The organism is Novosphingobium sp. NFX11, from assembly GCF_057376415.1.
Genome location: NZ_CP080384.1, coordinates 1,266,044 through 1,292,161 on the forward strand (window position 1 = coordinate 1,266,044; position 26,118 = coordinate 1,292,161).

General features: G+C 66.0%; 20 protein-coding genes and 6 pseudogenes. 9 read left to right on the forward strand and 17 right to left on the reverse strand.

Features of this window, described 5'->3' with window-relative positions; genetic code table 11:
- Positions 1 to 131 precede the first annotated feature (131 nt).
- The 8 genes and pseudogenes from KZO24_RS06425 to radA form a co-directional block, all read right to left on the reverse strand.
- A complete protein-coding gene (locus tag KZO24_RS06425; protein ID WP_036523161.1) occupies positions 132 to 716 on the reverse strand; it encodes a DUF805 domain-containing protein in 585 nt (194 codons plus the stop codon).
- Between the two features lie 34 nt (positions 717 to 750).
- Positions 751 to 2,298 (reverse strand): proline--tRNA ligase, encoded by a 1,548-nt coding sequence (gene proS, locus KZO24_RS06430; protein WP_271183321.1) that lies wholly within the window; start codon positions 2,296 to 2,298, stop codon positions 751 to 753.
- Positions 2,299 to 2,453: 155 nt separating this feature from the next.
- On the reverse strand, positions 2,454 to 2,891 hold the full coding sequence (locus KZO24_RS06435) for an NUDIX hydrolase (protein ID WP_271183322.1): 438 nt from the start codon (positions 2,889 to 2,891) through the stop codon (positions 2,454 to 2,456).
- A gap of 35 nt (positions 2,892 to 2,926) precedes the next feature.
- Positions 2,927 to 3,487 carry a polyhydroxyalkanoate synthesis repressor PhaR gene (phaR, locus tag KZO24_RS06440; RefSeq protein ID WP_008832732.1) on the reverse strand — a complete coding sequence of 187 codons (561 nt, stop codon included), beginning with the start codon at positions 3,485 to 3,487 and terminating at the stop codon, positions 2,927 to 2,929.
- Positions 3,488 to 3,593: 106 nt separating this feature from the next.
- Complete coding sequence (alr, locus tag KZO24_RS06445; RefSeq protein ID WP_486487149.1) at positions 3,594 to 4,553, reverse strand: alanine racemase; 960 nt, start codon at positions 4,551 to 4,553, stop codon at positions 3,594 to 3,596.
- A 142-nt stretch (positions 4,554 to 4,695) separates the two neighbouring features.
- A pseudogene (locus tag KZO24_RS06450) lies at positions 4,696 to 5,155 on the reverse strand (iron-sulfur cluster assembly scaffold protein).
- Positions 5,124 to 5,651: a CvpA family protein gene (locus KZO24_RS06455; protein ID WP_271183325.1), complete on the reverse strand. Its 528-nt coding sequence runs from the start codon at positions 5,649 to 5,651 to the stop codon at positions 5,124 to 5,126. The pseudogene KZO24_RS06450 and the gene KZO24_RS06455 overlap by 32 nt, the downstream one beginning before the upstream one ends.
- 12 nt (positions 5,652 to 5,663) lie before the next feature.
- Positions 5,664 to 7,032: pseudogene (gene radA, locus KZO24_RS06460) on the reverse strand (DNA repair protein RadA).
- Positions 7,033 to 7,101: 69 nt separating this feature from the next.
- Here radA and KZO24_RS06465 point away from each other — a divergent pair.
- Positions 7,102 to 9,425: pseudogene (locus KZO24_RS06465) on the forward strand (patatin-like protein).
- Between the two features lie 137 nt (positions 9,426 to 9,562).
- Here the strand turns inward: KZO24_RS06465 and dnaJ are convergent.
- Positions 9,563 to 10,687, reverse strand: a complete 1,125-nt coding sequence (gene dnaJ, locus KZO24_RS06470) for a molecular chaperone DnaJ (RefSeq protein WP_486487008.1) — start codon at positions 10,685 to 10,687, stop codon at positions 9,563 to 9,565.
- 81 nt (positions 10,688 to 10,768) lie between these two features.
- Positions 10,769 to 12,674 (reverse strand): annotated as a pseudogene (gene dnaK / locus KZO24_RS06475) (molecular chaperone DnaK).
- A 188-nt stretch (positions 12,675 to 12,862) separates the two neighbouring features.
- On the opposite strand from dnaK, the gene KZO24_RS06480 reads away from it, so the two are divergent.
- On the forward strand, positions 12,863 to 13,423 hold the full coding sequence (locus KZO24_RS06480) for a copper chaperone PCu(A)C (RefSeq protein WP_486487009.1): 561 nt from the start codon (positions 12,863 to 12,865) through the stop codon (positions 13,421 to 13,423).
- A gap of 14 nt (positions 13,424 to 13,437) precedes the next feature.
- Positions 13,438 to 13,908, forward strand: coding sequence for a vgr related protein (locus KZO24_RS06485; RefSeq protein ID WP_271183329.1), 471 nt, complete (start codon positions 13,438 to 13,440; stop codon positions 13,906 to 13,908).
- A 187-nt stretch (positions 13,909 to 14,095) separates the two neighbouring features.
- Here KZO24_RS06485 and KZO24_RS06490 read toward each other — a convergent pair whose 3' ends face one another.
- From KZO24_RS06490 to hrcA, 3 genes and pseudogenes are all read right to left on the reverse strand, one after another.
- Positions 14,096 to 14,272: a hypothetical protein gene (locus KZO24_RS06490; protein WP_486487010.1), complete on the reverse strand. Its 177-nt coding sequence runs from the start codon at positions 14,270 to 14,272 to the stop codon at positions 14,096 to 14,098.
- A gap of 225 nt (positions 14,273 to 14,497) precedes the next feature.
- Positions 14,498 to 15,063 (reverse strand): annotated as a pseudogene (locus tag KZO24_RS06495) (nucleotide exchange factor GrpE).
- Positions 15,064 to 15,080: 17 nt separating this feature from the next.
- Complete coding sequence (gene hrcA, locus KZO24_RS06500) at positions 15,081 to 16,124, reverse strand: heat-inducible transcriptional repressor HrcA (RefSeq protein ID WP_008832745.1); 1,044 nt, start codon at positions 16,122 to 16,124, stop codon at positions 15,081 to 15,083.
- 89 nt (positions 16,125 to 16,213) lie between these two features.
- On the opposite strand from hrcA, the gene rph reads away from it, so the two are divergent.
- Genes rph through KZO24_RS06520 form a run of 4 tightly spaced genes read left to right on the forward strand, consistent with a single transcriptional unit; the run spans position 16,214 to position 19,649 of the window.
- Positions 16,214 to 16,930 (forward strand): ribonuclease PH, encoded by a 717-nt coding sequence (rph, locus tag KZO24_RS06505; RefSeq protein WP_008832746.1) that lies wholly within the window; start codon positions 16,214 to 16,216, stop codon positions 16,928 to 16,930.
- The gene (rdgB, locus tag KZO24_RS06510) at positions 16,930 to 17,586 is read left to right on the forward strand and encodes an RdgB/HAM1 family non-canonical purine NTP pyrophosphatase (protein ID WP_271183330.1); all 657 of its coding nucleotides are present in this window, start codon (positions 16,930 to 16,932) and stop codon (positions 17,584 to 17,586) included. The genes rph and rdgB overlap by 1 nt, the downstream gene beginning before the upstream one ends.
- A gap of 12 nt (positions 17,587 to 17,598) precedes the next feature.
- Entirely contained in the window at positions 17,599 to 18,750 is a 1,152-nt protein-coding gene (gene hemW, locus KZO24_RS06515) for a radical SAM family heme chaperone HemW (RefSeq protein ID WP_271183331.1), read from the forward strand.
- Positions 18,750 to 19,649 (forward strand): tyrosine recombinase XerC, encoded by a 900-nt coding sequence (locus KZO24_RS06520; RefSeq protein WP_271183332.1) that lies wholly within the window; start codon positions 18,750 to 18,752, stop codon positions 19,647 to 19,649. The genes hemW and KZO24_RS06520 overlap by 1 nt, the downstream gene beginning before the upstream one ends.
- Here the strand turns inward: KZO24_RS06520 and KZO24_RS06525 are convergent, their stop codons facing one another.
- The 4 genes and pseudogenes from KZO24_RS06525 to rsmI all read right to left on the reverse strand — a co-directional run bounded on the left by KZO24_RS06525 (position 19,650) and on the right by rsmI (position 22,662).
- Entirely contained in the window at positions 19,650 to 20,252 is a 603-nt protein-coding gene (locus KZO24_RS06525) for a DedA family protein (RefSeq protein ID WP_271183525.1), read from the reverse strand.
- A 150-nt stretch (positions 20,253 to 20,402) separates the two neighbouring features.
- Positions 20,403 to 21,375: pseudogene (gene gshB / locus KZO24_RS06530) on the reverse strand (glutathione synthase).
- Between the two features lie 100 nt (positions 21,376 to 21,475).
- Complete coding sequence (locus KZO24_RS06535) at positions 21,476 to 21,838, reverse strand: YraN family protein (RefSeq protein ID WP_271183334.1); 363 nt, start codon at positions 21,836 to 21,838, stop codon at positions 21,476 to 21,478.
- Entirely contained in the window at positions 21,835 to 22,662 is an 828-nt protein-coding gene (gene rsmI / locus KZO24_RS06540) for a 16S rRNA (cytidine(1402)-2'-O)-methyltransferase (protein WP_271183335.1), read from the reverse strand. The genes KZO24_RS06535 and rsmI overlap by 4 nt, the downstream gene beginning before the upstream one ends.
- Positions 22,663 to 22,703: 41 nt before the next feature.
- On the opposite strand from rsmI, the gene KZO24_RS06545 reads away from it, so the two are divergent.
- Together KZO24_RS06545 and parE are read left to right on the forward strand one after the other, a co-directional pair.
- On the forward strand, positions 22,704 to 23,891 hold the full coding sequence (locus KZO24_RS06545; protein WP_271183336.1) for a penicillin-binding protein activator: 1,188 nt from the start codon (positions 22,704 to 22,706) through the stop codon (positions 23,889 to 23,891).
- Between the two features lie 206 nt (positions 23,892 to 24,097).
- Positions 24,098 to 26,107 carry a DNA topoisomerase IV subunit B gene (parE, locus tag KZO24_RS06550; protein WP_271183337.1) on the forward strand — a complete coding sequence of 670 codons (2,010 nt, stop codon included), beginning with the start codon at positions 24,098 to 24,100 and terminating at the stop codon, positions 26,105 to 26,107.
- Positions 26,108 to 26,118 lie beyond the last annotated feature (11 nt).

Here is a 26,118-nt window from a genome sequence, read left to right on the forward strand (position 1 = left end):
CCCCGCCTCATCGCCACCCGTCTCGTCATTGCGAGCGCAGCGAAGCAATCCAGGGCGGTTTACGTGGCTCTGGATTGCTTCGCTGCGCTCGCAATGACGAAATAGAGAGATGCAATGACGAACTGTGGCCCTCAGATGTGATCGGGCTCCGCACCGTAACGGTTGGCTCCGTCGCTCGAGGGCCAGACGCCGAACACGATGATGAGCAGCAGCGGCACATAGCCGAGCATGCCGTTCATCATCACGCTGGCCTGCGCCTCCTGCAGCTTCACCATGTCGCCGCTCTGGGCGATGATCATCATCTCGGCGACCTTGTCGACCGAAGCGACCGCCATGCCCAGCGCCGCGAACTGGATCAGCGCCGTCAGCCCGGCGATCCAGCCCGGCTTGTCGGAATCGTGCAGCCGCCGCGTGAACGAGGCGACCAGCAGACCGGTCAGCACGAGTGTGCTGGCGACGGAAGCCCAGACCGAAGTGCGCATCATCCCCGAAAGGCGGCTGAACATGCGCTTCTGCATCTCGGCTTCGCTCAGCCCCTGCTTCGCAGCCTCGAACACGTCGGCCATCATCGGTGCCGTCATCACCATCGAGATCACGATGGAAATCACGATCTGGATGATCGCCAGGAACAGGAAATAGAACCAGAAGGCCGAGCGACCCTCGCGTCCCTTGAAGTTGGTCAGGTTCGCGAGGTTGTATTTAATCGCTGCGATCATCCGGAGCCCCCGTGTGAAATCAGTAAGACCCCATTCAGTAGGATCGGGCGACGTATATCTTCTCCACGGCGCCACGTCCCGTGAAAATGCAGTTACCGGTCGCGGGTTCGGCGCCCAGCGGCGTATTGCGCATGGTGAGCTTAAGGCCCTTGAGCTTCTGAACCACCGCTTCGAGTTCATCACCGGTCGGGCGCGCCCACTCGACTTCGACCCAGCCCGGATAGCGCTTGTCGTCAGAGAAGAACGCCGCGAGTTCATCGAAGCTGGATGCCTTCGAGATGTTCGCGTCGCGCCTGGCCTTGGCTTCGGCGTGGAGCGAGACCTGGATGTCCTCGATCTCGGCCGAAGCGCGGGCCACGAACTCGTCCTTGGCGAGGCCGACGAAGTTCGCCTTGCCCGCCTCGGTCCACAGCTTGTCGCGGCGCAGCATCGAGACCTGACCGCCCGCCGCATCGCGCCCACCGATCTCGAGGATCAGCGGCACGCCCTTCTTGACCCAGGCCCAGCGCTTCTGCGTGGCCTTGCCGGGGCGCTTGTCGAGCAGCACGCGCACGCTTTCGCCAAGGGCCGACTGGCCGACGAGGGCCTTGCGCAGTTCCTCGCAGTAGGCGAGCAGCGCGTCGTCCTCGGGCGTGTCGCGCAGCATCGGCAGGATGACGATCTGGTGCGGCGCCACGGCGGGCGGCACGCGCAGGCCGTCGTCGTCGCCGTGCGTCATGATGAGACCGCCGATCATGCGGGTCGAGGTGCCCCAACTGGTCGTGTGGGCATACTGCTGCGTGCCCTCGCGGTCTTGGAAGGTGATGCCCGCCGCATGGGCGAAACCGGTGCCGAGATAATGCGAAGTGCCTGCCTGCAGCGCCTTGCCGTCCTGCATCATCGCCTCGATCGAATAGGTCGCGACGGCGCCGGGGAAGCGCTCGTTCTCGGGCTTTTCACCGGCGATGACGGGCATCGCCAGCTCGGTCTCGGCGAAGTCGCGGTACATTTCGAGCGCGCGCAGCGTCTCGGCCATCGCATCGTCCCGGTCGGCGTGAGCGGTGTGGCCTTCCTGCCAGAGGAATTCGCTGGTGCGCAGGAACATGCGGGTGCGCATTTCCCAGCGCACCACGTTGGCCCACTGGTTGACCATCAGCGGCAGGTCGCGCCACGACTGCACCCAGCGCGCCATCGCTTGGCCGATCACGGTTTCGGAAGTGGGGCGCACGATCAGCGGCTCTTCCAGCTTCGCCTCGGGATCGGGCACGAGGCCGCCCTTGCCGTCGCCGACGAGGCGGTGATGGGTGACGACCGCCATCTCCTTGGCGAAGCCCTCGACGTGCTCGGCTTCCTTGGCGAAGTAGGAGAGCGGGATGAACAGCGGGAAGTAGCAGTTCTGCACGCCCGCGGCCTTGATGCGGTCGTCCATCAGGCGCTGGATGCGTTCCCACACGCCGTAGCCCCACGGCTTGATGACCATGCAGCCGCGCACGCCCGATTCCTCGGCCATTTCGGCTTCAGAGATGACTTCCTGATACCACTGGGCGAAATCGTCTTCGCGCTTGGTGGAGAGGGCGTGGCGGATCGCGGTCTTCTGATTCATGGCGCGCCTGTTAGCGGGACTTGGCGCAAGGTTCAAATGAATGGCGACACGCTCGGCACGACCCTTCGACAGGCTCAGGGTGAGCCGGGGGTAGTGCAAACCTCCAAAACCCGCTCAGGCTGAGCTTGTCGAAGCCCCCGAAAGCCCGCGCGACCTTAGAACATCTCAGCGAGATCTTCCGGAAAATACGGTTCCTCCAGCGCGGCCAATGCCGCGCGGTCGAACCAGCGCCAGCTGCGCATCACCGAGCGTTCCAGTTCGGTGTGGCCGCCGGTATCGATCGCCTCGGGATCGGCGCCCGCAGGCGTGCGTACGCGGAAATAGCGCTCGTCGGCCGTCACCGGCACGCCTTCGATGGTGATGAAATCGGCGATCCGCTGCGCCACCTGCGGCCCCGGCTCTGCAACGAAGCCGGTTTCCTCCAGCAGTTCGCGCCTTGCCGCATCCTCGTAGCTTTCGCCGGGATCGACCGCCCCGCCCGGCGTGCACCAGAACGGGGGACGGTCGGGCGGGTCGAACCGGAACAGCAGTACGCGCTCAGCCGGATCGAGCAGGATGATACGCGCGGCAGGGCGAGCGACGCGGGAGGTCATCACTTCGCCTCTTCGGCCTGCTTACTTGCCCGCAATTATTTACCCAGCGCGTCGAGGCGCTTCTGGATTTCAGCCATCTGGTCGCGCAGCGCGGAGAGATCGCCTGCATCCTCCGCGGGCGGCGCCTTGGTTTCCGGCTGCTTTTCCGCGCCGGGCATGAAGGCGGAGGACGCAGCGCGAAACATCGCCATGTTCTGCTCAGCCAGCTTGGCGAGCGGATTATTGCCCAGGCTGTCCTCGAACGCCTTGGCGAGCTTCGCCTGGTTGGCGCGGAAGTTCTCCATCGAGGCTTCCAGATAGTGCGGGATCAGCGACTGCATCTGGTTGCCGTACATGCTGATGAGTTCGCGCAGGAAGTTGACGGGAAGCATCTGCTCGCCGTTCGATTCCTCTTCCATGATGATCTGGGTGAGGATCGTGTGCGTGATGTCGGCGCCGGTCTTGGCGTCGAGAACCTTGTAGTCCACCCCTTCGCGCGTCATCTTCGAGAGATGATCGAGCGTGATGTAGCTTGACGAACGGGTATTGTAGAGCCGCCGGTTAGCGTACTTTTTGATGATTACGGTGTTGTCTTCGCCAGACGCCGTTTCAGTCATTTCCAGTCCCCATTTGCCGGATAGTTAAGTTACCATTCCGGGATATCGCATTGCAACACAAATTGCTGCGCAGCAAAAGAGGAAATCGGCGGAAATTCCGCGATTTTCAGCGCCCGAACCGCCTGCCGAGCAACGTCAGCAGCTCATATTGCGACAGCCCCGTGGTTACCGCGGCCTGAGGCAGCGCATAGTCCGCCGTGATCCAGTCGCCCTCCGCCACGTCGGGAGCATGGGTGAGGTCGACGACGGTGAGGTCCATGCTCACCCGGCCGAGTACCGGCAGAATCGTTCCTGCAGCGCAAAAGCGTCCCTTGCCGGACCAGCACCGCAAATAGCCGTCGGCATAGCCGAGGGCGATCGTCCCTACCCGCATTGCGGCAGGCGCGGTGAACGTCGCGTTGTAGCCGATGGTCTCGCCCGCTTCGACATGACGGACCTGCAGGATCGCGGTCTGCGGGCGAACGACCTGGCGCAGCATGGGCGCCATCTCCGGCCGGGGCACTCCGCCGTAAAGGGCAATGCCGGGGCGGGTCAGATCGCCGTGATAGGCCTCGCCCAGCGCGATGCCGCCGCTGTTGGCGAGGCTTGCCCGCTTGTGGCGAACCCGCGTGCGGGCATCGTTCCAGCGTTCGCACTGGATGGCGTTGAGCGACGTGTCTTCCTCGGCGGCCACGAGATGCGAGAGCAGGACGTCGATCTTGAGCTGTGCCAGCATCGGCTCGCCCAGTTGGTCCAGCGTCACGCCCAGACGGTTCATCCCGGTATCGACCATCAGGTCGCAGCGCCCGCCTCCGGCGTCGATCCAGCGCCGCGCCTGTTCGAGCGAGTTGATGACCGGCTTCACGTCCGTCGCCTGCGCATAAGCGGCGTCCTGCGGCGTCAGCGGTCCGTGGAGAACAGACAGCGAGCCGGGGCTCGCCACTTCAAGTACCGCGCGGACTTCCAACCAGTGCGCCACGAAGAAATCGTCACATCCAGCGGCTTGCAGCACAGGTACGACCTTGTGCACGCCAAGGCCGTAGGCATCCGCCTTGACCGCCGCCCCTGCCCGCGCGCCGCCCGACATGCGGTCGAGTGCGCGCCAGTTGGATTGCAGCGCGTCATGGTCGAGGTCCAGGCGGAGCGCCGGAGCGGGCAGGTCGGAATACGAAGTCACGTGATGGCCCATAGACCCAGCTGTCGTGCCGGGGCAACTCGGCTGCAGTCGCTCAGATGCGGGAGATCGCCTCGACCGCCGCATCCCATGGCAGCAGGACCGCACCGTGCCGCGCAGGATAGTCCCGCGCGGCGGAGATCGCGGCGAGATCCGGGCCATTGCGGCAATGCGCCCTCGCCTGCCAGCCACGCTACCACGGCGGCGCGCGTCGCAAGGATGTCCTTGACGGACGCGCCCGGTGCATTGCGGGCGAAGATGGCGGCAGATGCCTGCCCGATCGCGCAGGCATGGCTGCGCAGCCCGACGCGCGCGATCGCACCGGCATCGTCGAAGGCGAGGCCCAGCGCTATCGTGCTGCCGCAACTGCGCGAACGGGCTTCGCCGCGCAGGGGCAAGTCGTCGGTCAGCGGATGACGGGCCAGTTCGATCGCGAGTGCGAGAACGTCCGGCGTATAAAGTACGGCCGTGGACACGCCGGTCTTACTGCGCTTCGTGCGCTGCTGCGGCCGCATGGGCCTCGGCACGGCGTTCGGCGATGAGCTGGACCAGCGCTTCGCTGCTGGCGTTGATGAAGGGGTAGGTACGGGCCTGCGTGATCCATTCGGGACGGCCGCCGATGCCCCAGATCGTATCGTAGCCCAAGACCAGCACCGAGAAGCCCAGCACGATCACGATGACGCCCTTCACCGCGCCGAACCCGAAGCCCAGCACCCGGTCGATCGGGCCGAGCACGGAGGCGCGGCTCTTGGCGCCGGCCCACTTGGCCACCAGCTTCACCGCCAGGAACGGAATGCCCAGCAGCAGCGCGAAGGCCAGCACTGCCGCTCCCGAATCCGAACTGATGTAAGCGCCGAGCACCGCCGTCAGCGGCGTGTGGAAAAGGCGGATGGCGAAGATGGCGAAAATCCACGCCGCCAGTGCAAGGATTTCCTGCACGAAGCCGCGAATGAAGCCGGTAATGGCGCCGAGTCCCACGAACAGGAGAACGGCAATGTCGAAGCCAGTCATAGACCGGCAGAATTAGGCATCGGACAGGATGCGGTCAACGAGGTTGGGCAGCATCGTGAGGCCAGAAAACGACAGGCCCTTTTCCGGCACGGGTCCGTTCGACGGACCGAACGCCTTCGAGAACCCCAGCTTGGCGGATCTGCGCTGCCGGATCGAAGCATGAGCCACCGGCCTGATCTCTCCGGCGAGCGAAACTTCGCCGAACCACACGGCATCGGTGGAGAGCGGCTTGTCGCCCAGCGCGGATACCAGCGCCGCCGCCACCGCGAGATCGGCGGCCGGGTCGCCGAGTCGGTAGCCGCCCGCGACGTTGAGATAGACTTCCGCGTTCGAGAAACTGAGCCCGCAGCGCGCTTCCAGCACCGCCAGCAACATTGCCATACGGCCCGAATCCCAGCCCACGACCGCGCGGCGAGGCGTGGCACCACTCTGCAACCGCACGATCAGCGCCTGGATTTCGACGAGTACGGGCCGTGTGCCCTCCATCGCCGGAAACACCGCGCTTCCCGCCATCGGTTCTTCGCGGCCCGAAAGGAACAGCATCGAGGGGTTACCGACTTCGGCGAGGCCCGAGCCCTCCATCGAGAACACACCGATCTCGTCCACCGGGCCGAAGCGGTTCTTGATCGAGCGCAGGATGCGATACTGGTGGCTGCGCTCACCCTCGAAACTCATGACGACGTCGACCATGTGCTCCAGCACGCGCGGGCCCGCGATGTTGCCGTCCTTGGTCACGTGGCCGACGAGGACCAAAGTAACATCGTTCTCCTTCGCATAGCGAATCAGTTCGAACGCGCAGCCGCGCACCTGGCTGACAGTGCCCGGCGCGCCCTCGATCTGGTCGGAGTGCATCGTCTGGATCAGAATCGATCACCAGCAGCGAGGGCTTGTCCATCATTCCTAGCGTGGTGAGAATGTCGCGTACCGAGGTCGCCGCCGCCAGCTGGATCGGCGCCTTTGACAGACCGAGACGCTCGGCACGCAGACGCACTTGCCCGGCCGCTTCCTCACCGCTCACGTAGACGGAAAGCCCGCCCTTAATCGCTACATTCGCCGAAACCTGCAGCAGCAGCGTGGACTTGCCGATGCCCGGATCACCGCCCATCAGGATCGCCGAGCCGGGTACGAGCCCGCCGCCCAGAGCACGGTCGAATTCCGAGATGCCAGTCGTCTGCCGCTTGGGCACTTCACCCGGCGCGTCGAGCGGGGTGAACCGGATCGGCCGGCCGCCCGAAGACAAGTCGTGCTTGGCGGAGAAGATCGTCTGCGGCGCGTCCTCTGCCAGCGTGTTCCATTCCCCGCAGTCGGGGCACTGGCCTTGCCACCGGGTGGAGACGCCGCCGCAGGATTGGCACACATATCGACGCTTGGGTTTAGCCATGCCGCCCGCGTAAACGGAACGGAATGAGAACGCAATTGCCAATCCTGTAACCCTCGGTAAGATACCGATATGCAGCAAAAAGAACTGCGGATCGCTCTGGTCTGTTACGGAGGCGTCAGCCTCGCCGTGTACATGCACGGCGTCACCAAGGAGCTGTGGAAGGCCCTGCAGGCGAGCCGCGCCGCCTGGGCCGATCTGCCTGGCGAAGCCGGCTTGCAAGGCAGCCCGGCGGTCTATCTCGACTTGCTGCGCAGGCTTGAAAGCAGCGGCAATCTCAAGCTGCGGATACTGGCCGACATTGCCGCCGGGGCCAGCGCGGGCGGGATCAACTCGCTGTTCCTCGCGCAGGCCATTCATTCGGGCCAGTCGCTGGAGCCACTGACCGACTTGTGGCTGGAGACGGCCGACGTCGACGTGCTGCTCGATCCTGACGCCCGCCCCGGCTCGCGTGCGGCCAAGTTCTGGGCCAGCCCTCTGGTGACGTACCTGCTTCATCGGCCGGGCAACGCCGTCAGTGCGAGCGTGGCCCCGGAAACACGGACGGAAGTTCGCGAGAAGCTCTCACGCCTGATCCGCTCGCGGTGGTTCGAGCCGCCGTTCAGTGGCATCGGATTTTCGAGGCTGCTGCACCGCGCTCTGACCGCCATGGCCGAAACTCCGGCCGGACCGCCGCTGTTGCCGGAGCACCATCCGCTCGACGTGTTCCTGACCTCGACCGACTTCAAGGGGCATCTGGAAACGCTGCGGCTCCATTCGCCGCAGCAAGTGCTGGAAAGCGAACACCGGATGACCTTCGGCTTTCACGTCAAGGCGGGCGCTGAGGAGCGCCGCTGGCGCCCTTGCCAGAACTGGTGATGGCGGCCCGGGCTTCGGCCAGTTTCCCCGGCGCCTTCCCGCCGCTGCAGATCGGCGAGATCGACCGGCTGGTGGACGAACAGGGCGGGACATGGCTGACGCGCGATGCCTTCCTCGCGCGGATCATGCCCGAACATGCGCGCCGCGGCGACCTGGACTGCGTATCGCTGATCGACGGGGCGGTGCTGGTCAATGCGCCTTTCGCCGATGCCATGCATGCCCTGCGGGACCGACCCGCCGCGCGCGAAGTGGATCGCCGCTTCGTCTACGTCGATCCGACACCCGATCATCTCGGCGCGGAAATGCGGCGCGATGCGAGCCTGCCGGGCTTTTTCTCGGTGATCTTCGGCTCGCTCTCCGCGATCCCCCGCGAGCAGCCTATCCGCGACAATCTGGAGGCGCTGGAAGCCCGCTCGCGCGAGATGGCGTCGCTGCGCGAGATCGTGCTGGCCCTGCGGCCGGAGATAGAGGAGACGGTGGACCGCCTGTTCGGGCACACCTTCTTCCTCGACCGCCCTACCCCCAAGCGGCTCGCGGCATGGCGCGCCAAGGCGCAGGGGGCGGCTTTCGAGCAGGCGGGGTTCGCCTATCACGGCTACGCGCAGGTCAAGTTCAGCGGTATCACCGCGATGATGGCCCGGATGGTGCTGGAAGCGGCGCCCGAACTCGACCTGCCTTCTCCGGAAGCGGTGCGGCTAAGGCTGATCGCGCACCTGGCGGCGCAAGGCCTCGACCGGGCGCAGGCATTGCGCGAGGCCGGTTCGCCGATGATGATCGAGTTCTTTCGCAACCACGATCTTGCCTTCCGCATACGGCGCCTGCGCCTGCTTGCTCGGCGCGTGACTCAGGAGTGGGAAGCGGAACCCGATGTCACCGAACAGGACCGCGATGCCGCGCGCACCGCGATCTACAAGGCGCTGTCGCTCTATATCGACCGCGAGCCGCTGGCGGCGCTGGGCGAGGATTTTCCGGCTGTGGCCGCGCGCTTTTTCGAGGAGCCGCAGGCAGTCGTCGATCATTTCGCCGAAGCTCGAAACTTGCTGGAGACCGACAACGCGGTGGACGAGTTGCTGGCAGAAGCCCTCGCCGCGATGCCGCAGGCGCTGCGTCGCAGGGTGCTGCTCGCCTATCTCGGCTTCCCGTTCTACGATACCGTGACCCTGCCGCTGCTGCGCGGCGAGGGCCTGACCGAGTTCGATCCGGTGCGGGTCGATCGCATCTCGCCCGAGGACTGCCACGCGATCCGCGACGGAATTCGCGAGGAGACGTTGCGCGGCAAGGAGTTCTTCAACTTCGGCGCGTTCTTCAGTCGCGGTTACCGGGAGAACGATTACCTGTGGGGGCGCCTGCATGGTGCGGAGCGGATGATGGACCTCATCGCTTCCACGCTCTCGGTCGAACATGCGATGACGCAGCCGGAACTGCTCGGGTTCAAGCGGCGGGCGTTTCTGGCGATCCTCGATGAGGAGAGGCAGCGCCTGCGTGCGGATCCCGAACTGCTGCGCCGGATCAGGCGCGAAGTGTTGGCGGGGAAGTAGGACACCTGAAGGTCGTCATTGCGAGCGCAGCGAAGCAATCCAGGGCAGTCTTGAGCCGCCCTGGATTGCTTCGCTGCGCTCGCAATGACGAGGTGGGGTGAGAAAAGCGGGTGGAGCACGCGTCCCACCCGCCTTAGTCACTCCGTCAGGTCGGTCCAGGCGTCCTTGATGCGGTCGAAGAAGCCCTTTGACTGCGGGCATTCGTCGCCGGTTTCGGTCGACTGCAGCTCGCGCAGGATTTCCTTCTGGCGTGCCGACAGCTTGGTCGGGGTTTCCACTGCGATCTCGATCACGAGGTCGCCGCGGCCGCGGCCCTGCAGCACCGGCATGCCCTCGCCGCGCTTGCGCAACTGCTTGCCGGACTGGATGCCTGCCGGAATGTCGAGCTGGATCGCCTCGCCGTCGATGCCGGGGATCTCGATCGAGCCGCCCAACGCCGCCGTGGTGAAGGTGATCGGCACCTTGGTCACCAGCGTCGTCCCGTCACGCTCGAACACGCGGTGGCGCTTGACGTGGAGGAAGATGTAGAGGTCGCCCGGGGGCGAGCCGAACGGCCCGGCCTCACCCTTGCCGGAGAGGCGGATGCGGGTACCCAGATCGACGCCCGGCGGAATGTCCACTTGCAGCGTCTGCGGCTTGTCCACCCGTCCCTCGCCGCCACACGAGCGACACGGCTTCTCGATTACCTCGCCCCGGCCGTGGCAGGTCGGGCAGGTACGCTCGACCACGAAGAAGCCCTGCTGCGCACGGACCTTGCCGTGGCCGCCGCACATCGAACAGCCGCGCTTGCCGGTGCCGGGCTGTGCGCCCGAACCGTTGCAGGGTTCGCACGATTGCGAGACTTCGATGGTGATCTCGGTGCTCTTGCCCCGGAACGCTTCGTCGAGGCTGACTTCCATGTCGTAGCGCAAGTCGGCGCCGCGCCGCTGCTGCTGACGAGCACCGCCACCGAAGGCGCTGCCGAAGATGGATTCGAAGATGTCGCCGATATCGCCGAAGTCTCCGCCGCCCTGACCGCCGCCTGCGCCCTGCTGGAACGCGGCATGGCCATAGCGATCGTAGGCCGCGCGCTTCTGCGGGTCCTTGAGGCAGTCGTAAGCCTCGCTGATCTGCTTGAAGCGCGCCTCGGAATCGGCGCAGCCCGGGTTCTTGTCCGGGTGGAAGCGCATGGCGAGCTTGCGGTAGGCCGACTTAAGGACCTTGTCGTCCGCAGTGCGCTCTACCTCGAGCAGTTCGTAATAGTCGATTTCAGTCGCTGACACGTGATATTTCCCCGTCGGAATACCTTAACCGCCACCGGCGCGGTTTGCACAGGTGGCGGCCAGGGTTTTCATCAGGACTTGTCAGCCCTTGTTTTCGTCGACTTCCGAGAACTCGGCGTCGACCACGTCGTCGTCGGCCTTGGCGGCTTCCGGCGAAGCAGCGGAAGCCTGCTCCTTCTCGTAGATGGCCTGACCGACCTTCATCGCCACCTGGGTCAGTTCCTGAGCCTTGGCGTTGATTTCGGTGGCGTCGTTGCCTTCCAGAGCGGTCTTGGTCGCGGCGATCGCGGCCTCGACTTCAGCCTTGAGCGAAGCGTCGATCTTGTCGGCGTGCTCGGTCAGCTGCTGCTCGGTCGCGTGGACGAGGCTGTCGGCCTGATTGCGGGCCTCGGCCGATCTCGCGGCGCTTCTTGTCCTCTTCGGCGAACTTCTCGGCGTCACGGACCATCTGGTCGATGTCGCTGTCCGAAAGGCCGCCCGAGGCCTGGATGCGGATCTGCTGTTCCTTGCCGGTGCCCTTGTCCTTGGCGGACACGTTCACGAGGCCGTTGGCGTCGATGTCGAAGGTCACTTCGATCTGCGGGACACCACGACGCGCCGCCGGGATGCCGACAAGGTCGAACTGGCCGAGCAGCTTGTTGTCCTGCGCCATCTCGCGCTCGCCCTGGAACACGCGGATCGTCACCGCCTGCTGGTTGTCCTCGGCGGTCGAGTAGACCTGGCTCTTCTTGGTCGGGATCGTCGTGTTGCGGTCGATCATCTTGGTCATGATACCGCCGAGCGTCTCGATGCCCAGCGACAGCGGGGTCACGTCGAGAAGCAGCACGTCCTTGACGTCGCCCTGCAGAACGCCGGCCTGGATCGCCGCGCCCATGGCGACGACTTCGTCCGGGTTCACGCCGGTGTGCGGTTCCTTGCCGAAGAAGTCCTTCACGACTTCACGCACCTTGGGCATGCGGGTCATGCCGCCCACGAGCACGACTTCGTCGATGTCCTTGGCCGAAAGACCGGCATCGGCGATCGCCTTGCGGCAGGGCTCCAGCGTGCGCTGGATCAGGTCGGCGACCATGCGCTCCAGGTCGGAACGGGTGATCGTCTCGACGAGGTGCAGCGGGGTGGTGGCGCCGCCTTCCATGCGCGCGGTGATGAAGGGCAGGTTCACTTCGGTCGTCGCGGTGGACGACAGTTCGATCTTCGCCTTTTCAGCCGCTTCCTTCAGGCGCTGCAGAGCCAGCTTGTCGGTCTTGAGGTCGAGGCCTTCCTTGGCCTTGAACTTGTCCGCCAGCCATTCCACGACCTTCGAGTCGAAGTCTTCACCGCCGAGGAAGGTATCACCGTTGGTCGACTTCACCTCGAACACGCCGTCGCCGATTTCCAGAACCGAGACGTCGAAGGTGCCGCCGCCGAGGTCGTAGACCGCGATGGTCTTGCCGTCCTGCTTGTCGAGGCCGTAGGCCAGCGCCGCCGCGGTCGGCTCGTTGATGATGCGCAGCACTTCGAGACCGGCGATCTGGCCGGCGTCCTTGGTCGCCTGGCGCTGGGCGTCGTTGAAGTACGCAGGCACGGTGATGACCGCCTGCGTGACCGTCTCGCCCAGATACGATTCGGCGGTTTCCTTCATCTTCTGGAGCGTGAAGGCGCTGATCTGCGAGGGCGAGTAATCCTCACCACCGGCCTGGACCCAGGCATCGCCGTTCTTGCCCTTGACGATGTGGTATGGAACCAGCTCGGTGTCCTTCTTGGTCACCGGGTCGTCGAAGCGGCGGCCGATGAGGCGCTTCACCGCGAAGATCGTATTGTTGCCGTTGGTCACGGCCTGGCGCTTTGCAGGCTGCCCGATCAGGCGCTCACCATCCTTGGTGAAAGCGACGATCGAGGGCGTGGTGCGCGCGCCTTCTGAATTCTCGATGACCTTGGGCTTGCCGCCGTCCATGACGGCGACGCAGCTGTTGGTGGTGCCAAGGTCGATACCAATTACTTTAGCCATTATCCCCATTCCTCACGTCAGTGGGTGACACCGTGCGGATCGCCTCCCTTACACAAGGCAAGGCAGCTTGCACGGCTCGGTGACGTTCCAAGTCGTCGAGGCCGGATATAGGTGACGTTTCGCTTGGAACAAGCCTGTGTGAATGGCATTAGGCGCAACGATTCAGAAACGGGGCATAACAAAGGGAAATGCCTGTGACCAAACGTAACCTGCCAGTCGCCCTGATCTGCTCCGTCGCGCTGATGTCCATGGTCGCCGGTTGCGGCAAGACGCCCGACAGCCCGACCAGATCGAACGACGCCACCCTCTCCGGCCCCAACGCCAAGCCCGGCATGGTGGCGAGCGACGGCAAGTTGGTGCTGCCCATCGTCGCGGGCCGTCCAGGCGCAGTCTACTTTACTGTGCGCAATGACGGCGCCGAGCCGGTTACGCTGGCAGGTGTCCATGTCTCCGGCGCAGCCAAGGCGGAGATGCACCAGAGCAACGGCGGCACCATGGCCAAGGTCGACAGCCTGCCGATCGACCCGGGCGCCTCGATGGTCTTCGCGCCGGGCGGCCTTCACGTGATGGTCTTCGACGTCTCGCCCGATCTCAAGCCCGGCGGAAAGGCGGAGCTGACGCTGACCTTCTCCGATGGCGACAAGCTGTCGATGCCGCTGCAGGTCGAGGCCCTGGGGAGCCATACGGGGGGCGGTGGCATGAACCATGAGGGCATGGATCACGGCTCCATGGAAGGAATGCAGCACTGATCGTCGGTCCGGCCGTGGATCAACGGGGCGAGCGGGCGCTGACGGCGGGCGAGGTCGATCTCGTCCGCTCGATCTTCGGGAATGCGGTGGACTGCACGCCGGTGCGTGTCCGTCGCCGCCGATGGTTCCCGTTCCAGCCCGTCAACACGGTCATGGCGCCTTGCGGGCACCTGCACTTCCATCCCCGCAGCGATCTCTATCTGGATGATTTCTCGCGCGCTGCGCCGGGACTGCAGGGGTTGTTCATCCACGAGATGACCCATGTGTGGCAAACCCAGTGCACGGGACGCTGGTATCTGCCTCTGATGCGTCATCCGCTATGTCGTTACGATTATGTGCTGAGGCCGGGCTGGACACTCGATCGCTATGGCATCGAGCAGCAGGCGGAGATCGTGCGGCACGTCTTTCTGCTGCGTGAGGGGCTGCACTTTCCCGGAGCGCCGGAACTGGCAGCCTATCGCGGGATTCTGCCGTTCGGGGCGTAACTATAACGCCATTGCGAGCGCAGCGAAGCAATCCAGGGCAGTTCCACCCCGCTCTGGATTGCTTCGCTGCGCTCGCAATGACGATGTAACTCGCAAAGGCGCATGTAAATCGTAGAACAAGCCTCTACGAAACAGGGCGCAGGCACTTATGCGCCCGCGCCCTGCTCGAATTAACCTGACTGCCTGATCAGCAATCGCGATCCCAGTAACGGTCGCCGCGACGATCATAACGATAGCAGCCGCGATCGTTCTTCTTGGCCTGCGAACCGGCTACGGCACCAGCCGCAGCGCCGATCGCAGCGCCGGTGCCGACGTCACCGCCCGCGATCGCGCCGACGCCCGCGCCGAGCGCTACCGCCTGCAAGGGCGCCCTCGCCCGCATAGTTGCTCGCGCAGCCACCGATGCTCAGCGCACCGGCGGCCAGAATGGGAAGGATGAGCTTGCGCATCGATGTTCTCCGAAAATTCTGTAGCCTATGCACAAGTGAACGGAAGCGCGCGCGTGAGGTTCCCCGGCAACAATACGATACGGCCCGCTTCCGGTATTTGCGGAGGCGGGCCGTATGTTCAGCTTAATGGAGAAACCCGATCAGTCCGGCTTCTTGGCCACCGCGACCATGGCCGGGCGCAGCAGGCGGTCCTTGATCATGTAGCCGGCCTGCATTTCCTGCAGGACCGTACCTGGCTCGGCATCCGCCGAGGAAGCTCGATCATCGCCTGGTGCTGGTTGGGGTCGAGCGGCAGGCCCATGGCGGCGATGCGGGTGATGCCGTGGCTGGCGAAGACCTTGTCGATTTCACGACCGGTGGCCTCGATACCTGCAACGAGGCCCTTGAGCTTGTCATCTTCGCGCAGTTCCGCGGGGATCGCGGTCAGCGCGCGGGCGAGGTTGTCGGACACCGAGAGAATGTCGCGCGCGAAACCGGTCGCGGCATAAGCGCGGGTGTCGGCGATGTCCTTTTCGAGACGGCGGCGCACGTTCTGCGTCTCGGCGCGGGCGTAGAGCACATCCTGCTCGGCCGTCGCCAGCTTCTCGCGCAGCTTCGCGATTTCCTCGTTCTCGCCCTTGGTGTCCACGAAGTCCTCCGGCACGCCCTGAAGTTCCTCTGCCACTGCGGGATCTATGGCGGGCGACTGCGTCTTGTCGTCGGTCATTTGTTCTTTGGTTCCAGCTATCCGATGAGCTTGCCCAGGCTCTGGGCAGTGAAGTCCACCATGGGGACGACGCGCGCATAATTCAACCGAGTCGGGCCGATTACCCCCACCACGCCGACCACCCTGCCCTCACGGTCGCGATAGGGCGAAGCGATGACCGAGGACCCGGAAAGCGCGAAAAGCCGGTTCTCCGAGCCAATGAAGATGCGCGTCGACTGCGCTTCGCGCGCAGTGTCGAGCAGGTCGGCGACCGACTGCTTGTTCTCGAGGTCGTCGAGCAGCGAACGGACGCGTTCGAGGTCGGTCAGCGCGGCCTCGTCGAGCAGGTTGGCCTGCCCGCGCACGATCAGCACCGGCCTTGCAGTGGCATCCTCGCTCCACACGGCGAGACCGCGCTCCACGAGATCGCTGCTGGCGGCATCGAGGGCGGACTTGCCCGAAGCGATTTCGGCGCGCATCGCTCGCGCAGCCTGCGCCAGCGTGCGACCGCCCAGATGCGCGGAGATGTAGTTGGAGGCTTCCTCCAGCGCGCCGGAGGGAAGGCCCATCGGCAGTTCCAGCACGCGGTTCTCGATACCGCCATCTTCGCCCACCAGCACCGCCAGCGCCCGGCCCGGTGCCAGCGGCACGAGTTGCAGGTGCGTGAGTCGCGGCTCCCGGCGCGGCACCATGACCACGCCTGCACCCGACGAGAGGTTCGAAAGCAGGGCGCTGGTAGCCTCCAGCGCCGCTTCGATCGGCCCGGGCGCGGCGATGCGGCGCTCGATGGCCTGCCGTTCTTCGGCGGTGGGTTCGGCCACCTGCATGATGCCGTCCACGAACAGGCGAAGCCCCGCCTCGGTCGGCAGGCGTCCCGCGCTGGTATGCGGCGCGGCGAGCAGGCCCAACCCTTCGAGGTCTGCCAGCACCGAACGGATCGAGGCGGACGACAGGCTCACCCCACCCGGGCCGGCGAGCGTCTTCGAGCCCACCGGCACGCCGGTCGCCAGATACCCCTCAACGACGAGGCGGAAGATGTCGCGGGCGCGGGTGGTCAGTTCGGTGATCGGGGGCGTGGGCATATCGCGTGTCAATCTAGGCAATCCCCTTGAACCCTCAACCCCAATGCGCCTAGGGCGAGCGGGTATTTTCACGACGAGGATTCCCAAGAATGCGCCCTTCCGGCCGTGCACCTGACGAAATGCGTGCCATCGACATCCAGACCGGCTTTACCAAGCACGCGGAAGGCTCTGTCCTGATCTCCTTCGGCGACACCCGCGTGCTGGTCACCGCCTCGGTCGAGGAGAAGGTGCCGCCGTTCCTGCGCGGCAAGGGCGAAGGCTGGGTGACGGCGGAATACTCGATGCTGCCCCGCGCCACGCATACCCGTGGCAGCCGTGAAGCCGCCAAGGGCAAGCAGTCGGGCCGCACGCAGGAAATTCAGCGCCTGATCGGCCGCTCGCTTCGCGCCGTGGTCGACATGAAGAAGCTCGGCGAACGCCAGATCGTGCTCGACTGCGACGTGCTGCAGGCCGATGGTGGCACCCGCACCGCCTCGATCTCGGGCGCCTGGGTGGCGCTGCGCCTTGCCGTCGACAAGCTGATGGCCGACGGCAAGATCAAGGAAGACCCGATCACCGCGCGCGTCGCGGCGATCTCCTGCGGCATCCACCAGGGCACCCCGGTGCTCGACCTCGACTACATCGAGGACAGCGGCGCCGATGCCGACGCCAACTTCGTGCTGATCGAAGGCGGCCTGATCGCCGAAGCACAGGCCACCGCCGAAGGCGCGACGTACGACGAGGAAGGCCTGCTGCGCCTCCTGCGCCTCGCCCGCATCGGCTGCGAGGGCATCTTCGCGGCGCAGGCCAAGGCGGTCGGCCGCTGATGACGCGCAAGCTGGGCGATACGAAGCTGGTCATCGCCACGCACAACGCAGGCAAGCTGCGCGAAATTTCCGCGCTGCTCGCCCCGTTTGGCGTGGACTGCGTCTCGGCGGGCGATCTCGGCCTGCCCGAACCGGAGGAGACCGGCACCACGTTCGTCGAGAACGCGCTGCTCAAGGCCCATGCCGCTGCGAAGGCGGCAGGGCTGCCCGCTCTGGCCGACGACAGCGGCTTGTCGGTGACGGCGCTCGGCGGACGGCCGGGCGTCTATACCGCCGACTGGGCTGAGCGGCAGTGGTTCGAAGGCGAGCCGGGCAAGGATTACAAAGGGCGCGACTGGTACATGGCGATGGGCAAGGTCGAGGGCCTGCTCAGCCAGCAGGGACCGGATGTGGACCGCTCATGCTGGTTCACCAGCGTTTTAGCGATCGCATGGCCCGAGGGCGACGAGGCAATCTACGAGGGGCGGGTGACCGGCACCTTCTCGTGGCCGCCGCGCGGGACGATGGGCTTCGGTTACGACCCCGTCTTCGTGCCTGAAGGACGCGACGTCAGCTTCGCCGAACTCACGGTCGCCGAGAAGCAGACGATCAGCCACCGCGCCGACGCTTTCGCGAAGCTCGTCGCGGACCAGTTCCCCGATCAGTCCACGGCGTGATACGTTAGGCCGATGGCCCGCGCCCTCTACATTCACTGGCCGTTCTGCCTCGCCAAGTGCCCGTATTGCGACTTCAACAGCCATGTCCGCGAGCGTGTCGATCACGCGCGCTGGCAGGACGGGCTGCTCGCCGACATGCGCCATGAGCACGCGCTTGCAGGCGGAGAGCCGCTGGAGTCGATCTTCTTCGGCGGCGGCACGCCCTCGCTGATGCCACCCGCGCTGGTCGCGCGTCTGCTGCAGGAGGCCGAGGCGCTCTGGGGCTTCGCGCCCGGCATCGAGATCACGCTGGAGGGCAATCCCTCCTCGGTCGAGGCGGCCAACTATGCGGCGCTGGCGCAAGTCGGCGTCAACCGCGTGTCGCTGGGCCTGCAGGCGCTGGATGACGCGACGCTGCGCTTCCTTGGCCGCTTGCACGATGCGTCAGAAGGCCTGAAAGCGCTGGAAGTGGCGCAGCGGCATTTCCAGCGCGTCAGCTTCGATCTCATCTATGCGCGTCCCGGCCAGTCGCTGAACGACTGGCGCGCCGAACTGGACCGCGCGCTGGCCTCCGGCACCGGACACCTCTCGCTCTACCAGTTGACCATCGAGCCGGGCACGCGCTTCGAGACGATGGTGCGCAAGGGCGACTTCGTTCCGCTGGACGAGGACGCCTGCGCCGATATGTTCGCGCTCACCCGTGAAGTGACGGTGGCTGCGGGGCTCCCCGCCTACGAGATCAGCAACCACGCCCGTCCCGGCGAGGAAAGCCGCCACAACCTGACCTACTGGCGCTATCAGGACTATTGCGGAATCGGCCCCGGCGCGCATGGACGCCGCGGCGGTGTGGCGACGGTGCGCCATCGGAAGCCGGAGAACTGGCTCGCCGCGATGGCGCAATCCGCGCATGGGATTGTCGAGGAACGCCCTCTCGCCATCCCCGAACAGGCAAGCGAAGCGATGCTGATGGGCCTGCGCCTGCGCGAAGGCGTGGACCTCGGCGCAATGGCGGCGCGCTTCGGCCTGACTGCAGATCAGCTGTGCGATCCCGCCAAGGCCCGGTTCTACGAAGGACAGGGCCTGGTCTGGCGCGACGGCGCGCGCGTCGGCGTTAACGGCGAGGGCATGGTTCTGCTCGACGGGCTGCTGAGCGAACTGGTGCCCGAACAACTGGTCGCAGGCTGATGGCGAACAAGGCCGACCTGCTCGAAGCATGGGGCGGACATCTGGCCGAAGGACGGCGGCGCAGCCCGCATACCGTGCGCGCTTACGTGGCGACGGCGGGGCGCCTGCTCGACAGTCTTGGAGAAAGCGACTGGCACCGGCTGGCCGCCCTCGATGCGGGGGCGCTGCGCGGGCATCTCGCGTCGCGGCGGCAGGACGGGATCGGCAATGTCTCGGCCGCGCGCGAGCTTTCGGCGCTCAAGGCGTTCCTCGTCTTCGCGCGGGAGAAAGCCGGGGTAGCGCAGGCGTCGGCCCCGCGCGTGAAGGGGCCGCGCGTCAAGAAGGGACTACCCCGGCCCGTCACCCCTGACGAAGCGGTGGGGCTTGCGGAAGGGGTCCAGGACGACGCCTCTGAGCCATGGATCGGTGCACGGGACCGGGCGGTGCTGCTGCTGCTCTACGGCGCGGGCCTGCGCATCGCCGAGGCACTTTCGCTGACCGGCGCGGCGCTGCCGCTGGGCGAGACGCTGATGGTCACCGGCAAGGGCGGCAAACAGCGGGTCGTGCCCTTGCTCCCGAAGGTACGCGATGCCGTGATGGACTATCTCGCCAAGTCGCCGTGGCCGGTGGAACGCGATCATGCGCTGTTCCGGGGCGCCAAGGGTGGGCCATTGTCGCAGGGGATGGTGCAGAAGGCAGTGGCGCGGGCGCGGATATGGCTGGGCCTGCCGGCGAGCGCGACCCCGCATGCGCTGCGGCACAGCTTCGCCACGCACCTGCTCGGTGCGGGGGCGGACTTGCGCTCATTGCAGGAACTGCTGGGCCATGCCTCGCTGGGATCGACGCAGATCTATACCAAGGTCGATGCGGCGACGCTGCTCGACGTCTATCGCAATGCCCACCCGCGCGAACGCGACTGACTATTCCGACCGCGGCTTCCAGCGCAGCACCCGCCAGACGTAGAACACTACGGTCACCACCGCGACCGCCAGCGTCGCCCAGCCGAGCCACTGCTCCGCCTGTGCCAGCGTGTTGCCGAGCCACTTGCCGCCGATGATCAGCAGGACATTCCAGATCGCCGCGCCGAAAAAGGTGAAGGCGAAGAACTTCACGTGCCCCATGTGGGCCAGCCCGGCCGGGATCGAGATTACCGAACGGAACATCGGCATGAAGCGGAACACGAAGACCACCCAGTGCCCGTGCCTGCGCAGGAAGCGTCCGGCCACTTCGACATCGTGCCATTCCAGCGTCAGCCAGCGGCCCCAGCGGTCGATGAACGGCCGCAGTCGCTCGTAGCCGAGGCGGTCGGATATCAGGAACAGCACGTAGTTGCCGAGGGTCGAGCCTAAAGTTCCCCAGAACAGCAGAGGCCAGAAATGCATGTCCCCGCGTGCGACGGCGATCCCTCCGAGGCCCATGATGACTTCGGAGGGGATCGGCGGGATGATATTCTCCAGCGCCATGAGGAACATGATGCCGAGATAGCCGCCCTGCCGGATGATTTCGTAGATCCATTCACCCACGATGAGCGACACCCGGTTGTCCTTGCCCTGTCAGGGGGAAGGATAGCGCAGCTTGGAAGCGGAGCTTGACCACCAGCCCCACCCAACTTCGGCTGGGCCGCTGAGCGGCCAAGCCTGCGTATCGCGCCCCTGAAGGGGCAGGAGAAAAGATCACATCGCGGCATGCCGCCTTTCGATCGCATCCCAAATGCGCGCGGCCGTATCTGTGCCGTTGAACCGGTCGATCGCCACGATGCCGGTGGGCGAAGTCACGTTGATTTCCGTCAGCCATTTTCCGCCAATCACGTCGATACCAACGAAAACCAGCCCCCGCGCCTTGAGTTCCGGCCCAAGCGCCGCGCAGATTTCCTCTTCCGCCGAAGTGAGCGTGCTGGCCTCGGCCGAGCCGCCCACCGCGAGGTTGGAACGGAACTCGCCCTCGCCCGGCTTGCGGTTGATGGCGCCCGCGAACTCGCCGTCGACGAGGACGATGCGCTTGTCGCCTTCCGACACGTCGGGGAGGAAGGGCTGGACCATGAACGGCTCGACCCAGGCGTTCTCGAACATCTCGATCAGCGCGCCGAGGTTCGATCCGTCGGCGGGCACGCGGAACACCGCCTTGCCGCCGTTGCCGTGAAGCGGCTTGATCACGAGGTCGCCGGGATGGCGCAAGTTGAACGCCTTCACGTCCTCGATCCGGCGGGCGATGAACGTCGGCGGCATGAACCGCGCGTAGTCGAGCACGAAGACCTTCTCCGGCGCATTGCGCACAGAAGCAGGATCATTGACCACCAGCGTCTTGCCCGCGAGCCTTTCCAGCAGGTGCGTCGCGGTGATGTAGCCGAGGTCGAACGGCGGGTCTTGGCGCATCAGCACCACGTCGATGTCTTCGACGAGGTCGATCAGGCGATACTCGCCGCGCGTGAAGTGATTGCCCTCGACGCGCTGGACGGTGACGGGCGCGCCCCAGCAGGTCAGGCGGCCGCCAGCGCCGTGCGCGGTGTCGTAGGCCAGCGTGCGCACGTCGTAGTGATAGAGGGTGTGCTCCCTCGCCTGCGCGGCGAGCATCAGGGCGAAGCTCGAGATCGCCCGCGATCTTGATCGTTTCGAGCGGGTCCATCTGGACGGCGACGCGCAAAGTCATGGCGGATTCGGGCCTTTCGGAGTCGGGGGTACTTTGGTCGGCGGCGGTCTAGCCGCGTTCGCGCCTAGGTGCGACCTCAATCGCGAGTTTCAAGTCCGCGTCAGCCTCCTGGCTGCCAGGCATTGATGATTCGGCGGGGCCAAACCCAAGGCGCGATCAGGATCACGTCGATGCGCTGGTCGTCGCCGGGACGGGCATAGCGGCTCGCTATCAATTGCGCGGCATCGGCCACGCGCCTGAGCCGCCGCTCATCGATGGCCATGGCGAGTTCCGCCTGCGTCGCCCGCCACTTCACCTCGACGAAGCAGACCGTGCGGCCGCGCCGCGCGACGATATCCACCTCGCCCTTGCGGGTCTTCACCCGCCGCCCGACCACGCGCCAGCCGGTGAGCCAGAGGTAGAGCGCGGCGAGCCATTCGCCCCGTCGTCCATGGCGCTCGGCCCGCTTGCGCCGCTCGCTCATTTGAGTTCGAGTGCCCGGGCATAGAGCGTCTTGCGGTCGAGCCCGGTCGCCTTCGCCACCGCCGCTGCCGCCTGCGATGCCTTGGCGGTGGCCAGGGCATCGCGCAGCAGGGCATCGACGTCCACTTCTCCCAACGGTTCCTCTCCGGGCGGTGCGATCAGCAGCACGATCTCGCCCTTGGGCGGGTGCGCGGCGTAGTATTCCGACAGTTCCTGTGGAGAACCGCTGCGGCATTCCTCGAATTTCTTGGTCAGTTCCCGTCCCACGGCAACCTCTCGCCCCGGCAGCACCGAGGCGATCGCGGCCAGCGACGCGTCAAGGCGCGGCGCCGTATCGTAGAAGATCAGCGTGGCGGGAACCTTACCCAGTTCAGCAAGCATGTCCTCGCGCGCCTTGGCCTTGTTCGGCAGGAAACCGGCGAACAGGAAGCGGTCGTTCGGCAGGCCCGAAAGCGTCATCGCCACGACCGCCGCATTCGGCCCCGGCAGGCTGGTTACCGCGATTCCCCGCTCCCTTGCGGTACGCACGAGGCGATAGCCCGGGTCCGAGATCAGCGGTGTCCCCGCATCGCTGACCAGTGCGACCGGCTCTGCTTCCATCAGCGCCAGCAGCCGTTCGCGATCGCCCTCTCCGGCATGGTCGTCGTAGCGTACCAGCTTCTTCTTCAAACCGAGGTGATGCAACAGCTTGCCCGTCACGCGGGTGTCCTCGCAGGCGACTGCGGAGACGCCGCGCAGGGTCTCGATTGCCCTGAGGGTAATGTCCCCCAGGTTGCCAATCGGGGTTGCGACTATGTAAAGGCCCGGCAAGAGTGTGTTTTCCATCGGCCAGACTCATGGCCCAGATACCGAGGGAGCGGCAAGCTATGTTCGACCTTAAAGGGAACGGGCGCCTCAATCGTCGCAGTCTTCTCGCCGCGGCCGCCATGGCTCTGGTCGCCGGTTGTACCGTGGTGCCCAAGGCGCCTCAGCCCGGCCCGCCGCCCGCGCCCACGCCTCCTCCCTCGCAGAGCGAACTGCCGGTGGACAAGGACCGTCACAGCATCGCGCTGCTGGTGCCGATGACCGGCGCCAACGCCGGTGTCGGCCAGGCGATCGCCAATGCCGCCAACATGGCCCTGCTCGACACCGCCGCGAAGAACCTGCGCGTGACGACGTACGACACCAGCGCCAATCCGGCCGAAGCTGCCCGCCGCGCGGTGACGGACGGCAACCAGCTGATCCTCGGCCCGCTGCTCGCCGACGACATCCCGGCCGTCTCGGGCATCGCCAAGGCGGCGAAGGTTCCCGTCATCTCGTTCTCCAATGACGAGCAGGCGGCGAACCGCGATGTCCTCATCATGGGCAACCTGCCCGGCCAGTCGGTGACGCGCACGGTGCAGTACGCCCGTTCGCAGGGCATCTCCACGTTCGGTGCGCTCGTCCCGCGCGGCGACTACGGCGACCGCACCAGTGCGGCGCTGCTGCAGGCGGTACGCGCCAGTGGCGGTTCCGTGATCGCTCTGGAGCCCTACGAACGCAGCGCCGTCTCGATCGCCTCGGCCGCGCAGCGCGTGAAGGCCAAGGGCGGTTTCGACGCCCTGCTGATAGCCGACAGCGGATCGCTCTCGGTTCGTGCCGCCACGGCCTTCAAGGGCGCCGCGAAGACGCCCGGCGTGAAGATCCTCGGCACCGAACTGTGGAGCGGCGAGCGTGACGTCAACGCCTCGGCAGCACTGGCAGGCGCCTGGTATTCGACCGTGTCCGACCAGCGCTTCGCACAGTTCTCCAAGAGCTACCGCGCGCGCTTCGGTAGCCAGCCGTTCCGTATCGCCACGCTCGGCTATGATGCGGTGCTCCTGACCCTTCGCGTCGCGCGCGACTGGAAGCCGGGCACCCGCTTCCCGGCCGATACCCTGCGCGACACCAAGGCGTTTCCCGGTGGCTTCCTCGGCGTGGACGGCGCGTTCCGCTTCACCAAGGGCGGCCTGATCGAGCGCGCGCTGGAAGTGCGTGAGGTCGGCGCGGGCACGGTGAAGGTGGTCAGCCCGGCGCCGGTGAAGTTCGGGGAGTAAGGCTCTGCCCACCCCGTCCGGCTAGGCAGCAAGCTGCCAAGCCTTCCGGCCCTCCCGCAAGCGGGCGGGCAAAAACGACATGAACTCCCTCCCGCTTGCGGGAGGGGCTGAGGGCGGGCCGGTTCCGACGCGACGCCTCAGACACTGCGGATAAAGCGCAAACCCCTGCTTGCCCCCACGATTCCGCGCGCCCTATAGTGGCCGCTATGTCCGACGACCTCTTCGACAAGCTCCCCGCCGCCACCGGCGAGTCCTATGACGGTTCCGCGATCGAGGTGCTGGAGGGGCTCGAACCCGTCCGCCGCCGTCCGGGCATGTACATCGGCGGCACGGATGAGCGCGCGCTGCACCACCTTGCGGCCGAAGTCCTCGACAACGCGATGGACGAGGCCGTCGCCGGTCACGCCAACCGCATCGAGGTGACGCTGGAAGAGGAGCCCGGCACCGCCGGCCGCATCACCATCACCGACAACGGCCGCGGCATCCCGGTGGACGAGCATCCCAAATTCCCGGGCAAGTCGGCGCTGGAGGTCATCCTCTCCACCCTGCACTCGGGCGGCAAGTTCTCCGGCAAGGCCTACGCCACCTCGGGCGGCCTGCACGGCGTCGGCATCTCGGTGGTCAATGCGCTGTCAGTGAAGACGCGCGTGGAAGTGGCGCGCAACAAGGAACTTTACGCGCAGGAATTCTCTCGCGGCGTGACGCTCGGCCCGATCCAGCGTGTCGGCGCAGCGCCGAACCGGCGCGGCACGGCCGTCACCTTCACGCCCGACACCGAAATCTTCGGCGACCAGAAGTTCAAGCCCGCGCGTCTGTTCAAGCTGGTGCGCTCCAAGGCGTACCTATTCGCAGGCGTCGAAATCCGCTGGAAGTGCGCGCCTGCACTCGCGGTGGACGGGGTTCCGGCGGAGGCGACCTTCCAGTTCCCCGGCGGCCTTGCCGATCACCTTGCCGAGCAGATCGGCACTCGCGAATGCGTGACCACGCAGTTCTTCTCCGGATCACAGGACTTCCCCAAGGGCGAGGACGGCTCCGAACAAGGCCGCGTCGAATGGGCGATCGCCTGGCCGCTCTACTCCGACGGCTCGTACTCGTGGTACTGCAACACCATCCCGACGCCCGACGGCGGCACCCATGAGCAGGGCCTGCGCGGCGCGCTGACCAAGGGCATTCGTGCTTTCGCCGACCTCGTCGGTCAGGCCAAGAAGGCCAAGGACATCACGCCGGACGACGTGGTGACCGGCAGTGAGGTGATGCTCTCGGTCTTCATCCGCGACCCGCAGTTCCAGAGCCAGACCAAAGACCGCCTGACCTCTCCGGAGGCAGCGCGCATGGTCGAAGCGGCGGTGCGCGACCATTTCGACCACTTCCTCACCGACAACCTCGATCGCGGCAAGGCCCTGCTCGGCTCGGTGATGGAGCGCATGGACGAACGCCTGCGCCGCAAGGCGGAGCGCGAGGTCAAGCGCAAGACCGCTACCAACGCCCGCAAGCTGCGCCTCCCCGGCAAGCTAACCGACTGCTCGGGCGAAGGCCACGGCGAAACCGAACTGTTCATCGTCGAGGGCGATTCGGCAGGCGGCTCGGCCAAGCAGGCGCGCGATCGCAAGACGCAGGCGATCCTGCCGATCCGCGGTAAGATCCTCAACGTCGCATCGGCCACGGCCGACAAGATCCGTGCCAACCAGGAAATCGCCGACCTCGGCCTCGCGCTCGGCTGCGGCACGCGCAAGGACTGCAACGCCGACAACTTGCGCTACGACCGCATCGTCATCATGACCGACGCCGACGTCGACGGCGCCCACATCGCCACGCTGCTGATGACGTTCTTCTTCCAGGAGATGCCGGACATCGTGCGGCGCGGGCACCTCTACCTCGCGCAGCCGCCGCTCTACCGCCTGACCTCGGGCGCGACCTCCGCCTACGCCCGCGACGATGCGCACCGTGCCGAACTGGAAGCGACGAAGTTCAAGGGCAAGAAGGTCGAAGTCGGCCGCTTCAAGGGCCTTGGCGAGATGAACCCCGGCCAGTTGCGCGAGACGACGATGAGCCCGGACACCCGTTCCCTGATCCGCATCACCCTGCCGCAGGAGAGCGAGGGCCGATTCGCAGTGAAGGATCTCGTCGACCGCCTGATGGGCCGCAATCCCGAACATCGCTTCCATTTCATCCAGAACCGCGCCGGCGACCTCGACCGCGAACTGATCGACGCCTGACGGATACCGCC

Bases quoted from the DNA above. Each gene is read 5' to 3' on its own strand.
- alr (WP_486487149.1), bottom strand. From the start codon at position 4,553: ATGTCGGGCGGCGCGCGGGCAGGGGCGGCGGTCAAGGCGGATGCCTAC.
- KZO24_RS06480 (WP_486487009.1), top strand. From the start codon at position 12,863: ATGCCTGTGACCAAACGTAACCTGCCAGTCGCCCTGATCTGCTCCGTC.
- KZO24_RS06535 (WP_271183334.1), bottom strand. From the start codon at position 21,838: ATGAGCGAGCGGCGCAAGCGGGCCGAGCGCCATGGACGACGGGGCGAA.
- KZO24_RS06455 (WP_271183325.1), bottom strand. From the start codon at position 5,651: ATGACTGGCTTCGACATTGCCGTTCTCCTGTTCGTGGGACTCGGCGCC.
- parE (WP_271183337.1), top strand. From the start codon at position 24,098: ATGTCCGACGACCTCTTCGACAAGCTCCCCGCCGCCACCGGCGAGTCC.
- KZO24_RS06425 (WP_036523161.1), bottom strand. From the start codon at position 716: ATGATCGCAGCGATTAAATACAACCTCGCGAACCTGACCAACTTCAAG.
- rph (WP_008832746.1), top strand. From the start codon at position 16,214: ATGCGCCCTTCCGGCCGTGCACCTGACGAAATGCGTGCCATCGACATC.
- KZO24_RS06545 (WP_271183336.1), top strand. From the start codon at position 22,704: ATGTTCGACCTTAAAGGGAACGGGCGCCTCAATCGTCGCAGTCTTCTC.
- rsmI (WP_271183335.1), bottom strand. From the start codon at position 22,662: ATGGAAAACACACTCTTGCCGGGCCTTTACATAGTCGCAACCCCGATT.
- proS (WP_271183321.1), bottom strand. From the start codon at position 2,298: ATGAATCAGAAGACCGCGATCCGCCACGCCCTCTCCACCAAGCGCGAA.
- KZO24_RS06435 (WP_271183322.1), bottom strand. From the start codon at position 2,891: ATGACCTCCCGCGTCGCTCGCCCTGCCGCGCGTATCATCCTGCTCGAT.
- KZO24_RS06520 (WP_271183332.1), top strand. From the start codon at position 18,750: ATGGCGAACAAGGCCGACCTGCTCGAAGCATGGGGCGGACATCTGGCC.
- phaR (WP_008832732.1), bottom strand. From the start codon at position 3,487: ATGACTGAAACGGCGTCTGGCGAAGACAACACCGTAATCATCAAAAAG.
- hrcA (WP_008832745.1), bottom strand. From the start codon at position 16,124: ATGCCCACGCCCCCGATCACCGAACTGACCACCCGCGCCCGCGACATC.
- rdgB (WP_271183330.1), top strand. From the start codon at position 16,930: ATGACGCGCAAGCTGGGCGATACGAAGCTGGTCATCGCCACGCACAAC.
- hemW (WP_271183331.1), top strand. From the start codon at position 17,599: ATGGCCCGCGCCCTCTACATTCACTGGCCGTTCTGCCTCGCCAAGTGC.